General features: G+C 34.2%; 15 protein-coding genes. 11 read left to right on the top strand and 4 right to left on the bottom strand.

From position 1 onward, the window contains the following. The first annotated feature begins 110 nt into the window (after window positions 1-110). From QWY92_RS04400 to QWY92_RS04385, 4 genes are all read left to right on the top strand, one after another. Window positions 111-1,880: a MutS-related protein gene (locus QWY92_RS04400; protein WP_290268756.1), complete on the top strand. Its 1,770-nt coding sequence runs from the start codon at window positions 111-113 to the stop codon at window positions 1,878-1,880. A 268-nt stretch (window positions 1,881-2,148) separates the two neighbouring features. Next, entirely contained in the window at window positions 2,149-2,673 is a 525-nt protein-coding gene (locus QWY92_RS04395) for a hypothetical protein (protein ID WP_290268754.1), read from the top strand. Between the two features lie 7 nt (window positions 2,674-2,680). Then, the gene (locus QWY92_RS04390; RefSeq protein WP_290268751.1) at window positions 2,681-3,247 is read left to right on the top strand and encodes a hypothetical protein; all 567 of its coding nucleotides are present in this window, start codon (window positions 2,681-2,683) and stop codon (window positions 3,245-3,247) included. A gap of 14 nt (window positions 3,248-3,261) precedes the next feature. Then, window positions 3,262-4,044 carry an amidohydrolase gene (locus QWY92_RS04385; RefSeq protein WP_290268749.1) on the top strand — a complete coding sequence of 261 codons (783 nt, stop codon included), beginning with the start codon at window positions 3,262-3,264 and terminating at the stop codon, window positions 4,042-4,044. Window positions 4,045-4,258: 214 nt separating this feature from the next. Here QWY92_RS04385 and QWY92_RS04380 read toward each other — a convergent pair whose 3' ends face one another. Together QWY92_RS04380 and QWY92_RS04375 are read right to left on the bottom strand one after the other, a co-directional pair. After that, window positions 4,259-5,239, bottom strand: a complete 981-nt coding sequence (locus QWY92_RS04380; protein WP_290268746.1) for a LuxE/PaaK family acyltransferase — start codon at window positions 5,237-5,239, stop codon at window positions 4,259-4,261. 205 nt (window positions 5,240-5,444) lie between these two features. Beyond that, complete coding sequence (locus tag QWY92_RS04375) at window positions 5,445-5,786, bottom strand: T9SS type A sorting domain-containing protein (RefSeq protein ID WP_290268744.1); 342 nt, start codon at window positions 5,784-5,786, stop codon at window positions 5,445-5,447. A 195-nt stretch (window positions 5,787-5,981) separates the two neighbouring features. Between QWY92_RS04375 and QWY92_RS04370 the strand changes: the two genes are divergently transcribed. Next, window positions 5,982-6,662: a response regulator transcription factor gene (locus QWY92_RS04370; protein WP_290268742.1), complete on the top strand. Its 681-nt coding sequence runs from the start codon at window positions 5,982-5,984 to the stop codon at window positions 6,660-6,662. A 24-nt stretch (window positions 6,663-6,686) separates the two neighbouring features. Beyond that, the gene (locus tag QWY92_RS04365) at window positions 6,687-7,739 is read left to right on the top strand and encodes a sensor histidine kinase (protein ID WP_290268740.1); all 1,053 of its coding nucleotides are present in this window, start codon (window positions 6,687-6,689) and stop codon (window positions 7,737-7,739) included. Here the strand turns inward: QWY92_RS04365 and QWY92_RS04360 are convergent. Then, window positions 7,713-8,768, bottom strand: a complete 1,056-nt coding sequence (locus tag QWY92_RS04360; RefSeq protein ID WP_290268737.1) for a glycosyltransferase — start codon at window positions 8,766-8,768, stop codon at window positions 7,713-7,715. The two genes, QWY92_RS04365 and QWY92_RS04360, sit on opposite strands and share 27 nt — an antisense overlap. 277 nt (window positions 8,769-9,045) lie before the next feature. On the opposite strand from QWY92_RS04360, the gene trmB reads away from it, so the two are divergent. Genes trmB through QWY92_RS04345 form a run of 3 tightly spaced genes read left to right on the top strand, consistent with a single transcriptional unit; the run spans window position 9,046 to window position 10,684 of the window. After that, a complete protein-coding gene (gene trmB, locus QWY92_RS04355; RefSeq protein ID WP_290268735.1) occupies window positions 9,046-9,720 on the top strand; it encodes a tRNA (guanosine(46)-N7)-methyltransferase TrmB in 675 nt (224 codons plus the stop codon). Between the two features lie 2 nt (window positions 9,721-9,722). After that, window positions 9,723-10,358 carry a LysE family translocator gene (locus QWY92_RS04350; protein ID WP_290268733.1) on the top strand — a complete coding sequence of 212 codons (636 nt, stop codon included), beginning with the start codon at window positions 9,723-9,725 and terminating at the stop codon, window positions 10,356-10,358. Further along, the gene (locus QWY92_RS04345; protein WP_290268731.1) at window positions 10,355-10,684 is read left to right on the top strand and encodes an MGMT family protein; all 330 of its coding nucleotides are present in this window, start codon (window positions 10,355-10,357) and stop codon (window positions 10,682-10,684) included. The genes QWY92_RS04350 and QWY92_RS04345 overlap by 4 nt, the downstream gene beginning before the upstream one ends. Window positions 10,685-10,697: 13 nt before the next feature. Here the strand turns inward: QWY92_RS04345 and QWY92_RS04340 are convergent, their stop codons facing one another. Beyond that, the gene (locus QWY92_RS04340) at window positions 10,698-11,549 is read right to left on the bottom strand and encodes a hypothetical protein (protein ID WP_290268729.1); all 852 of its coding nucleotides are present in this window, start codon (window positions 11,547-11,549) and stop codon (window positions 10,698-10,700) included. 229 nt (window positions 11,550-11,778) lie between these two features. On the opposite strand from QWY92_RS04340, the gene QWY92_RS04335 reads away from it, so the two are divergent. Both QWY92_RS04335 and QWY92_RS04330 read left to right on the top strand, forming a co-directional pair. Continuing rightward, window positions 11,779-12,915: an Mrp/NBP35 family ATP-binding protein gene (locus QWY92_RS04335; protein WP_290268728.1), complete on the top strand. Its 1,137-nt coding sequence runs from the start codon at window positions 11,779-11,781 to the stop codon at window positions 12,913-12,915. Window positions 12,916-12,919: 4 nt separating this feature from the next. Beyond that, entirely contained in the window at window positions 12,920-13,165 is a 246-nt protein-coding gene (locus QWY92_RS04330) for a NifU family protein (protein WP_290268726.1), read from the top strand. Window positions 13,166-13,237 lie beyond the last annotated feature (72 nt).

Below are 13,237 nucleotides of genomic sequence, written 5' to 3'. Positions count from 1 at the left end.
TGAGCATTTTAAATAACATATTCAAATAACAAAAAAAGTATAATTAAAACGAAAGCTCTGAAATCAGTAATCAGGGCTTTTTCGTTTCTTTGCCACTTCAACCTTATATCATGAGTGCACACACAACCTATTACCAAGAACATAAAGTAAAGTACACGGCACAAGCCCAAAAATTGCATAAACAAATGATAACCTTGAGTATGCTGAGGTTGTTAGTGTTTATTGCTGCCGGTTTTGGTGTTTATTTTACAGTTGAAATCTGGCAAGTTACCTTGCTAATTGGAGTTTGTGGTTTGGCTGCATTTCTGTTTTTATTAACAAAATATAACGATATTAAACGTGAACGTGCATTTAATAAAGCGTTGGCAACTATTAATGAAGAAGAAATTGAAATAGGAGCTGGTCAGTTTCATGATCGCGATCAAGGTTTAGAATTTCAAGATCCTAATCATTTTTATAGTTTAGATATCGATTTGTTTGGGCGCGGTTCCTTTTTTCAGTTTATAAACCGTACCACCATTGCGGAAGGGCGAGAAAAACTAGCTGAATTATTAAAAGCGAATGTTACGGACGAGATTGTGTCTCGGCAACAGGTAATAAAAGAATTAAGTGCTAAACCGGAATGGCGTCAACATTATGCCGCAAATTCGAGTTTGGTAGAGGTTGAAACTTCAGCAAAACAAATTTTAAGTTGGTTAAAAAACTATAAACCCTTTTTGTCTAGTGTTGCAGCGTGGTTGCCTATAGCTTTTACTGCAGTTTCATTAGTTTTATTTGGTTTAGCTATTTTTAAAATTATTAGTGCCGAAATGGTGGGGTATTGGTTGTTTATTGGTTTAGGTTTTACAGGTATTTATGTGAAACGTATCAATAAACTTTCAGCTGGAGCTGATAAAGTAAAAGACACATTTCGACAGTATGCTTTGCTGTTGGATTTAATAGAGAATGAAACCTTTTCTTCGGAATTACTTCAGGAAAAACAAAAGAAAATTCAATCTGAAAATAAAAAAGCATCCCTGATCTTTAAAACGCTTTCCAAAAATTTAGATGCTTTGGATAATCGGAATAATTTAATTTCAGCCATTTTTGGAAATGGGCTATTTCTAACCGATATTAAAAATAGTTACCGTGTTGAAAAATGGATTAAGGAATACGGACATAAAGTATCCGATTGGTTCGAAGTGGTATCCTTTTTTGATGCATATAACTCGTTAAGTGGTTTCGATTTCAATCACCCTGAATTTGTTTTTCCGAAGATTGTGGATAATGGCGTCATCATCAAATCTGAGAATTTAGGGCATCCATTACTAAACAAAAACAAACGTGTAGATAGTGATGTGGTTATAGAAAACGAACAGTTTTTTATTGTTACCGGAGCAAATATGGCGGGGAAAAGTACGTTTTTAAGAACCATATCGCTACATATTGTTATGGCTAATGTTGGTTTGCCTATTTGTGCAAAACAGAGTGAATATTCTCCTGTAAAGCTCATTACAAGCATGCGCACCACCGATTCGTTAACCGATGATAGTTCGTATTTCTTTTCAGAATTAACACGTTTAAAATATATAGTTGATGCCATTCAAAAAGAGCCGTATTTTATTATTCTAGATGAAATTTTAAAAGGTACTAACAGTACCGATAAAGCTATTGGTTCTCGTAAGTTTGTCGAGAAATTAGTAGCCTCTCATGCTACAGGCATCATCGCAACACACGATTTAAGTTTGTGCGACATTGAAAAAGAACTTCCCCAAGTAAAAAACTATTATTTTGATGCTGAAATAATTAATGATGAACTTCACTTTGATTACACCCTGAAAAACGGTATTTGTAAAAACATGAATGCTTCCTTTTTATTGAAAAAAATGGAAATTGTTTAAAACAATCAATAAGATAGGCTTTAGGAATTAAAAGTAAATGCAGGCGCTTTTAAATATAAGTGCTAAGCTTTGCTTATTAGGTAATGCTTGCCTATTCTAACTTTAACATACTGCTTTTATGATAAATAGCGGGAATGTGGTGTTTAGCATCGGCTAATGTTACGTAAAAAAAGTAATAAGACTATTAGTATGTTAAAAGCGTGTTAAGCCAGTGACTAACACCTAAATTCGTGTCTAAATTATAAAGAGTCCTAAAAAAATATAGAATATGAAGTTGATAAAAATAATACCCATAGCATTAATTGGTGTTTTCATGTCTTGTGGCAGTGGAGAACGCGTTATTATGGAAGACGGAGCTGTTTATAAAGTTAAAAATGACACCTTTTATAGTGACGGTAAAGATATTACAGAACAGTTATCCGCAAACGAAAAAGAAGGGATTAAAGCCGTTTTAAATAAGCGTCTTGAAGCCGAGCGTCTTGCTGAAGATAAAAAAGAAAAGCTAGAAAAAGAACAAAATAAAATAGAAGAAACTATTGAAAAAGCTAAGGAAAAACAAAAGGCCTTAGAGGAAAGTCAAAAACAATTAGAAAAAAAGCAAGAAGCGAGAGAAGAGGCTCGTGAAGATGTTTTGAAAGCAAAAGAAAAACTACAGAGTAAAAAAGAAAAGTATAATAAACTAAAGGAAAAAGGTAAGCTATCACCTAGAGATGAAGAGAAATGGCAAGGTCGTTTTGAAGATTTAGAAGCAGAAATAGCAGAGTACAACACCATTTATAAAAAATTAAAATAAAATAATCATGAAAAAAATAATTGTAACCCTAGTCTTATTTGTGTTCTGTTTCGCTGTTAACGCGCAAGAGGTCGTATATAAAGAAGTAACATACCAAGTTAAAGGCAGTAAAATTTTAAAAGATGGAACTGATGTGACAAAAATATTATCTGTTGAAGATCAAGAACACATTAGGTCTGAATTTAATATAAAGAAAGAGGAGCTAGTAAAGGCAGAAGCCGAAGCTAAAAAGCAAAAAGAAGAGCAGGAAAAAGCGAAGCAAGCTTTAAAAAAGGAACAAGAAGAATACAAAGCCAAAGAGAAAGCTTTAAAGGAGCAAGCTAAAGAACAAAAAGCCCAAGAAAAAGCACTTAAAAAGGCTAAAAAAGAACAAAAAAAAGCTGAAAAAGCCCTAAAAGCTAAAGAGAAAGCAAAATCTAATTTTGAAAAAGCAGAAAAAAAGCATAAAGATGCTATTGCTAAGTATGAAAAGTTAAAAAATAAAGGTAAATTGTCTCCGGTTGACGAAGAGAAGTCGCTTGAGAAAATTGAAAAGCTTCAACAAAAGCTAGACAAAGCAAAAGATAAATTATAAAACAGAATCACGGAATGGGGAACGAACTTAAAGTAGCATTAATTCAAGCCGATTTAGTTTGGGAAAATCCACAAAAAAACCGTGAACAGTTTTCAGGTAAAATAGAACAAATTTCAGGCAGTATAAATCTAATTATACTGCCTGAAATGTTTACAAGCGGTTTTACCATGGCTGCTGAAAGGGTAGCAGAAACAATGCAAGGAGAAACCGTATGTTGGATGCGAACTATGGCTGCCAAAAAAGATGCTGCTATTATGGGAAGCATGGTGATATCAGAAAATAATACCTTTTACAATCGATTACTATTTGTAGAGCCTTCTGGGGAAATTACTATTTATAATAAACGTCATGCATTCACTTTAGTTGGTGAAGAAAAGACCTATACGGCTGGTCATGAGAAAATCATTATTAATTACAAAGGATGGCGTATTTGCCCTTTAATTTGCTACGATTTACGTTTCCCTGTTTGGTCAAGAAATACTGAGGATTATGAGTTGTTGGTTTATGTGGCTAACTGGCCAAAACCAAGAATTTCGGCTTGGGATACCCTTTTAAAGGCTCGTGCCATAGAAAATATGACTTATTGTATTGGTGTAAATAGAGTTGGTGTAGATGGTGTGCGAAGTGAGTATCCCGGACATTCGGCAGTTTATGATGTTTTAGGAAACGAAATTTTGAGTTTTCAGCCAAACGAAATAGCTACGCAAATAGTAACTTTAGAAAAGCGGCATGTGGAAGCTTACAGGAACAAGTTTAAGTTTTTAAACGATCAGGATACATTTCAGATAGATTTATAGCCCATAAAAAAGCCCGATTTTTTACATCGGGCCTAATAAATTAACCAAATTTATTACTAATCATTCTTTTTCTTAGCACTTATTTAGACGTAGGAGTGTTTCGTTTCTTACATAAAAAAATATTTTTATTTTTTTATGGTTTAGTTGGTCTTCATGTTTTGAGGATTAAAGCGGGCTTATGGCTTATTTTGGATATTATTTTTTTTAAATGAGGTTACAAAACCATTAAATTACAACCGCGAATATCCGAATTATCAAAGCGGCCTATAACTTCAAAAGAGCCATCGGGGTTAATGCGTCCCAAGTCTTGGGTGGCAATAAACGAGCAGGAATTTATATTTGCTAAATCAATCACATTAATACCACCAGCTTTGCCAATGGGGTTTATTGTGAGGGCATCTTCAGTATCACGGGTTAAGATATGCATCCAATTTGGGGTCTGGAATGTGCCATTGCCAAGAGAATAGGCCTGACTTAATAATTCTGTCATACCGTATTCACTATGTATGTGTTCTACTCCAAAACCAACTTTTAGTTGTTGGTGCAGTTCGTTTCTAATTAGTTCTTTTCGGCGCCCTTTCATTCCGCCAGTTTCCATAATAATGGTGTTGTTCAGGTTGAATTGATGCGCCTCAACCAAATCTAATAAAGCAAAAGAAACGCCAATAAGTAATATTTTTTTACCTTCAGTATCTAGTTTTATTAAGGTGTCTTTTAAATCGGATATGTTATCTAAGTAAAAGCCGCTTTCAGGGTGTTTAGAGGATGAAACCATAGCATCAACCATGTAAATTAAGGAAGAACCTTCGCGTTCTAAATAAGAAGGTAATAATCCTAAAATAACATAATCTTCAATCGGACCATAAAAATGCTCAAAACCTTTGGTGAAACTTTGCTCGTAAACTTCCAAATCGGTTACTAAGTGTTTGCTGGTGGCGCTACCTGTAGTTCCTGAACTTGTAAATGTGGTTTTTATTGCGGCTTCAGAGCTTAAAATATCATGGGTTTTAAAAAACTGAATAGGTAAAAAAGGAATATCTTCAATGGTTTTTACATCGCTAGGGTGGATGTATAGTAAATCGCAAAACGACCGATAGACGCGGTTATTTTTAAACTGAAACTGAAACACTTCCAAAGCTAAAGTTTCAAACTCGCTAGTGGTTTTAATATTAAAAATAGCGTTTTTATGTATCATAAATAGATGTCAATATCAGGTGAATTTCAAAAAAACAGAAATTTGAGTTAATCTTCATTCTAAATAAGACAAAAGTAAATATTAGCAATTGTTATTTGCTATTTCAGTAAAAGAAAATTCTGTAAAGTGAATTTTGTACGATATTAAGCATAAAAAAGCGCTACCAATTGGCAACGCTTTTTTTAGAGTTAGGTGTTTTGAATCCCTATTTTATGACTAATTTTCGGGTTTCACTAATATTGTTCTCTGTAATATTTAAAATATAAACACCTTTGCTTAAGTTTGAAATGTTAAGTGATTTTCCAATTAAATTAATCTGTAGCACTTGTTTTCCTAAAACATTAAAAATGCTAATTTTTTTAATTAAATTCTTGCTTGAAGCTATAGTTACCGTGTTCGTTTGGGTACTTACAGGGTTTGGGTAAATTGCTAACCCTTCAATACGTTCCTTGGATGGGTGGAAACTAGAATTGTTTTGTGCTTCCATAGTAGAAATAGCAAAAAAAGAACAAAGAGTAAAAAAGATTATAACGTAGAGTTTTTTCATGCCTTAAATTTTGTTATTCAAAATTACATATTTATTGCAATTTTAATGCCAAAAAATAGTTAAGATTTCTATGAATAGTAACCAAGATTAAGGATTTGTTTGAGGATTGTTACCTTAATGTTATTAAATTTATTATTTTAATAGAATTGTGTTATTAGCTTTACCTTTACGACAAGAAACAGATTTTCTTTACAAATGAAAAAAAAGGATATTAAAATTTTATTGGTTGATGATGAGCCAGATATACTAGAAATAGTGGGTTACAATCTATCAAGCGAAGGCTACCAAGTGATTACTGCGGAAAATGGAGCCGAAGGTGTGAGAAAAGCCAAAAAAGAATTACCTCAATTAATAATTTTAGATGTAATGATGCCCGAAATGGATGGTATTGAAGCATGTGAACTTATTAGAAAGCATCCCGATTTATCAAACTCGATTGTAACGTTTTTAACGGCTCGTGGTGAAGATTATTCACAAGTGGCCGGCTTTGATGCAGGTGCAGATGATTATATTACTAAACCCATAAAACCGAAAGTTTTAGTTAGTAAAGTAAAAGCACTTTTACGTCGCTTTAAAGAAGAAGATGTTGCGGATACTGTGAAAATAGGTAGTTTAGTAATTAATAGAGACGAATATAAAATCACTTTAAAGGGGAAAGAAATTATTTTGCCTCGTAAAGAGTTCGAATTATTATCTTTACTAGCCTCAAAACCAGGAAAAGTTTTTAAACGTGACGAAATTTTAGATGCCGTTTGGGGTAACGAAGTTGTTGTTGGCGGACGTACCATTGATGTGCATATTCGTAAATTGCGTGAAAAACTGGGAGACAAGAGTTTTAAAACCGTAAAAGGTGTAGGCTATAAGTTTGTCGAGTAATTAAATATTTTTAAGGGTATATCCATGCCAGTACAACAGACTAAATTCAAGAAATCGTATCGGTTTGCAACTATAACTTCGTTTTATATCACTTTATATATTACGCTTTTATTGGTTGCTTTTCTGTTGTTTTTCTCTAATATTGAGTTTTGGGAAATCCCAATATTTGCGATAAGCACTTATCTATTTTGTTTTATTGTTATCCAATTTCGAGTAGAGCACTTTATTTATCGCCGTGTAAAAAAAATATATGACGATTTAACACTTTTGGAATCTGCGAAACTCACCAAAGGCGCCATTACAACAGATATGCATACACTTACTCAAGAAATTGATAAGTTTGCCCGCGATAAAAAATTAGAGATTGAAACCTTAAAAGTTCGTGAGCAATATCGAAAAGAATTTATTGGTAATGTGTCTCACGAATTAAAAACACCACTTTTCACGGTTCAAGGTTATATTTTAACGCTGCTTGATGGCGCTATGGATAATAAGGAAATTCGTGAAAAATACCTCGAACGCGCCAGTAAAGGCATTGAACGCCTGAGTTACATAGTTCAAGATTTAGATATGATTACCAAGCTAGAGGTTGGCGATTTAAGACTAAGTATAGAAGATTTCGATATTGTAGAGTTGGTTGAAAATGTTTTCGACATGCTGGAAATGAAAGCCGCAAAAAAGAAAATTACACTCACTTTCGATATGAATTACAAAAAACCAATTTTTGTAAGGGCCGATAAAGAGCGTATTCAACAAGTATTGATTAATCTTATTGTAAATTCATTAAAATACGGTAGCGAAAAAGGAACCACAGAAATAAGCATTGAAAACCTGATAAAAAATAAGGTGATTGTGCGCGTAACCGATAATGGTGAAGGCATAGAAAAACCTCATTTACCCCGACTTTTCGAACGTTTTTACCGTGTGGATAAAACAGGTTCGCGTAAGGAAGGTGGCTCTGGTTTAGGTCTTTCCATTGTAAAACATATTATTGAAGCGCACGACGAAAAAATATATGTTGAAAGTGAATATAACGTAGGTAGCGAATTTTCATTCACTCTCGAAAAGACTGAATAACGCTTTAAAATTTACTTCAAAATCAAAAGCCTTTAATCCGGCATAACCTATAATGTTTTCTAGCTTATTCAAGCTAAATTCATCCTGACTACAAGTAGGTACTAAGCGCATCGCATTCAAACGCTCGGCCAAATATTCTTGTTCAAACTGTCCAGGTGTTGGTATAAAAAAGGCCTTTTTATTCAATTTAGCCAAATCCATCACGGTAGTATAACCCGATCGCGACACAATTAAAGCACTTTCATTAATGGTTTTTTCTAGCAAAGCGGAAGTCATAAAATTATAAATCGTTACATGGTCATAAACTACAAGGGTTTGTTCGGCCTCCATCACACCTTTTACAAAAACCACTTGCCCATTATAATATTTTAAATCCATTAGGAGTTTTTGCTCCAACATGCCACGCTGCGGTTCTGGCCCTGAAAGCAGCACCATTAAATCGTATTTTATAGGAATGTCCTTTTTAGTAAACCGGCTTAGTGGTCCAATATAAGTTGTCGGAATTTCAAAATGCTTAACATGACCTAATTTTCCGCTTAAATTAATATCGCCAGCCGTATCAGGAACCCAGCACGCATTGAACTTATTAATGATTTTTTGGTGCATTTTTGTGCTAAGCCACGTCGTACTGCCACTCAACACATTCAGTTGGTGGGTAATAAAAACCGACGGAACTTTTTTACTTCGAACACCCAATCTATTGTCCGAAATAATACCTGAAATCTCCATTGACTCCACTAAAAGTTTAGTGGTTTTCTTTTCCGCTTTAATAGCTTTCAAAAGCTTGGGTGAATCCTTTAAAAGTTTCAGTTTAAAATGTTTTCCGTTTTTAGCATACGTCACGTTGTAACTTGGTAATTCCACTGAAATTAAATCAGGAAATTCTTTCTTCAATAAAGTTAAAGCCACACCATCGCTTGCCAATACAGGTTCAAAACCATGTAAAATTAAAGCCTTAATAATCGGTACACAGCGTGTAGCGTGCCCTAACCCCCAATTTAATGGTGCTACCAATATTCGTTTTTTCATCTAAAAATATAATTATAAAAAGAAAGATTTGGGCGTTACCAAAAGGGTCGGGCTTTCCGCTATATCTTTTTAAAAGTTAGTTTAAAAAACTGTAATTGTCAAAATCAACCAAAAACGGTATCTTCCCCAATAATAGCTTTTTTTTACATTAAAAAGGATACCGCATCAATCCCTAACGCACATTTCCGCTAATTTCAAAGATAAGGATATAAACACTATTTTATATTTCCGTAATTTTACCAATTCAATAAAAATAATAACAAATAGTTAATATACTGTGGGTAGCAAAAACAAACTCAAACGATTTAGAGAAAACGATACATTTTCTAACGTATTTCAACCAACGCGAGACGAATTGGTACAATCCGATTTCGAATTAAAAGGCCATTGGCGAAGCAAAGTTTTTAAAAACGACAATCCGTTAGTGCTCGAATTAGGTTGTGGCAAAGGAGAGTATTCAGTAGCATTAGCAAAAAAATACCCTAATAAAAATTTTATTGGTATCGATATTAAGGGGGCTAGGTTTTGGCGTGGTGCAAAAACAGGTATTGAGGAAAATATTCCAAACTTAGCCTTTATGCGTACCCAAATAGAACTTATCGATCATGCGTTTGCAAATAATGAAGTAGACGAAATTTGGATTACTTTTCCAGATCCGCAAATAAAATACAAACGTACCAAGCACCGTATGACGAATGCTGTGTTTTTAGAGCGTTACAAACAAATTCTAAAACCAGAAGGCGTTGTAAACTTAAAAACGGATAGCGAATTTATGCATGGTTACACGCTTGGTTTATTGCATGGCGCTGGCCACGAGGTTTTGTATGCTAACCATAATGTGTACAAACAAGAAGGTAGCCCAGAGGAAGTGACTAGTATTCAAACGTATTACGAGTCGGTGTATTTGGAACAAAATAAGCCTATAACCTACATCAAATTTAAAATCAAATAATTTTGAGCATCACATTCATCTTTTTTTTAGGCTTATTTTTTGCGCTTATTGGTGTGGTTCCGCCGGGTTTATTGAATATGACTGCGGCTAAAATTAGCTTAAAAGAGGGGCATGTACGTGGTATTATGTTTTCTATAGGTGCTTGTGTTGTAGTGGTTATTCAAACCTATATTGCTGCTATTTTTGCTAGGTATTTAAGCAGAAATCATGATGTTATCGAGGTTTTACAGCGTGTGGCTTTCGTTATTTTTGTGCTCATCACAATCTATTTTTTGTTTATAGCAAAATCGGAGCCTAAAGAACAAGTAGAACCAAAAATTAGAAGTAAAGGTAGTCGGTTTTTTCAAGGCTTATTTTTATCGGGCATCAATGTATTTCCTATACCTTACCAAGCTTATATGACGATAACTTTAGCGTCTTTCGGTTGGTTAGATTTTAGTCAAACAAGTATTATTGCTTACGTTGCCGGTGCTGCTATGGGGACTTTTGTTACCTTATATATGTATATTTTCTTCTTCAATAAAATGAAAAGTAAAACCCTGACGTCTCAAAAAAATATGAATCGTATTATTGGGAGTATCACCGGTATTATAGCTATTGTAACTCTTGTAAATATTATTAGAGACTTATATCCATGAAGCCCGAAACCCTTAATTTTTATGATAAAGTGTATGCCGTAGCCAAGCTAATACCTTATGGTAGAGTGACGAGTTATGGCGCTATTGCAAAATATTTGGGCGCTGCTAGAAGTGCTAGAATAGTAGGTTACGCCATGAATGGTTCTCATGGAAAGGATGTGCCGGCTCACCGTGTGGTGAATAGAAAAGGGTTGCTTACCGGTAAACATCATTTTGATGGTACTAATTTAATGCAGCAGCTCTTGGAAAGTGAAGGTATTGAGGTTATTGAAAATCAAATTCAAAATTTAAAATCGGTGTATTGGGATCCTTCGGAGGAATTATGATTTTAGTATAGAATCAAAAAGCAACACCGATCCCCGCAGAAATAGTTGAGAATTCTACATCTCCCAATTTTAAATATTCGTAACCTAAACTGAATTTGTATTGTTTTTTGTAATAATTCAGTAAGGCATTAAATTTATTCACGGTATGATTGTTTACTAATACCTGATTGAAATTAGATTCCAAACTAAAGGGTTTCATAAAAAATAATTCAGCACCCAATCCATAAGTAAATCCAAATTTGTTCACAGCCCCATCAACGTATGCGGCGCCCAATCCCCAATAGGCGTTGAAACGTTCTGTACGCACCCGATTGTACTTTGCTAATGCCGTATAAATGGCCAAATTATCATTTCCAAAGTTGGTGTTTTTCTCCCAAAGTTGTAGATAATCTAGTTCTAAACCGAAACGTTGGAAAAAGTTCATATCAACATTTAGATGGTTTCCGTTGATTTTATTGGTTTCAAAAATAAAACGCGTAGCAATGGAAGTGGTAAATATTTCGCTGTCTTCTTGCCAATCGTAAGAATAATGCCCTGTACTCGAATTGTTATAAGGATGTTTTGTTAAAAACGCATTACTTGCTTTATGATCCATTTCAAAAGGACTCTCAATGGCGAGTCCGTAAGCGGTATATGCGAAAAGTTGGATGAATAAACCACCGACAATCTCTGTTAAAGTCTCATCTGCAAAACTGCTAGAGTTGTTATTGTAGTAGCTATTGGTTTCTTTCGGAGTGCTACTAGTTATTGTTTTAGGGGTAAATTCTTTTTTTAAACTCTTTTCGGCTTTATCAATTTTGCCTTGGCCATGGCTCGAAATTGAAATTAGTAAAAGGAATAGGAGCAGTGTAAAGTTGTTTTTCATGAACAGAGCGGGGTTAAAATGTTATAATTACACCACATAAATTATACCATTTTAAAATTCAAATGTTTAAAAATTAGGTTTGATAATTAAACCCTATCTCAACATAGTTAAATCTTCTAACTTAGGTGTTTCCACTTCCAACGATATTATTTATCTTTGCCCTTTAGAATTATTCTCAACTAAAAGGTCGTCTAACGTATTAGAGACCTGTTTTATTAGTAAAATACAGATGAAATTAGACAAACAAGATATATTAAAAGCGCTTGAATCTATAACGGTGCCTGGTGAAGGACAGAATATGGTTGAAAGTGGTGCTGTAAAAAACGTGGTTACTTTTGGCGACGAGGTTATTGTGGATATTACCATAACAAACCCAAGTTTACAAGCTAAAAAACGTACCGAGGTGGATATTTTAAAAACCATCCACGAGAAAGTTTACGAAAAAGCAAAAATTACTATTAACCTAAAGGTAGAAGCGCAAGCAAAACCTAAGGCAAACGTGATAAAAGGGAATCCAATTCCTGGAATTCAAAATATAGTTGCCGTAGCATCAGGAAAAGGTGGTGTTGGAAAATCTACAGTAACGGCAAATTTAGGGGTTACTTTAGCTAAAATGGGCTTTAAGGTTGGTATTTTAGATGCTGATATTTATGGACCATCGATTCCAATTATGTTCGATGTGGCTAACGAAAAACCTTTAGCTGTAAATATTGGTGGAAAGTCTAAAATGAAACCTGTAGAAAATTACGGAGTTAAAGTATTGTCTATTGGCTTTTTTACACAACCCGATCAGGCGGTAGTATGGCGTGGACCAATGGCTGCAAAAGCATTAAATCAAATGATTTTTGATGCACATTGGGGCGAGTTAGACTTTTTACTTTTAGATTTACCTCCAGGAACAGGCGATATTCATTTAAGTATCATGCAATCTTTACCTATTACAGGTGCAGTTGTGGTAAGTACTCCGCAAACTGTAGCTTTAGCAGATGCTAAAAAAGGAGTTGCTATGTTTCAACAGGAAAGTATAAATGTTCCTGTTTTAGGAATCATTGAAAATATGGCGTACTTTACTCCAGCAGAATTGCCAGATAATAAATATTTTATCTTCGGAAAAGAAGGTGCAAAGAACTTAGCAGAAGATTTGAACGTACCGTTTTTAGGCGAGTTGCCGCTAGTACAAAGTATTCGTGAAGCTGGTGATGTTGGTCGTCCAGCAGCATTACAATCGGGAACTCCAATAGGAGAAGCTTTTGAAAAGTTAACCCAAAACGTAGTGCAAGAAGTGGTAAACAGAAATGAAGATTTACCGCCTACTGAAGCTATAAAAATTACAACAATGGCTGGATGTTCAGCACCAAAAAAATAAAGTTATGACCAGCGAAGAAGTAAAAGTAAATGTAGAAAAAGCCTTAGAAGAAATTCGTCCGTTTTTGCAAAGTGACGGTGGCGATATTTCATTATTATCTATTGAAGATAATGATACACTTGTAAAAGTACAGCTTCAAGGGGCTTGTGTTGGTTGTTCTGTGAATCAAATGACACTAAAGTCTGGTGTGGAAATGACTATAAAAAAATACGCGCCTAAAATTGAAAAAGTAATCAATATTGAAGCATAGTTTCATATTTTGATTTATTTAAAAGACACGATTAAAATTGAATTTAAGAATCTTCGAATTGAAAAATTTTGA

Origin of the sequence: Algibacter miyuki (assembly GCF_030409805.1) — a bacterium.
In the GTDB taxonomy this organism is placed as follows: domain Bacteria; phylum Bacteroidota; class Bacteroidia; order Flavobacteriales; family Flavobacteriaceae; genus Algibacter; species Algibacter miyuki.
The sequence above is the reverse complement of the archived record's forward strand: the minus strand, read 5'-3'. Positions and strand labels throughout refer to the sequence as shown.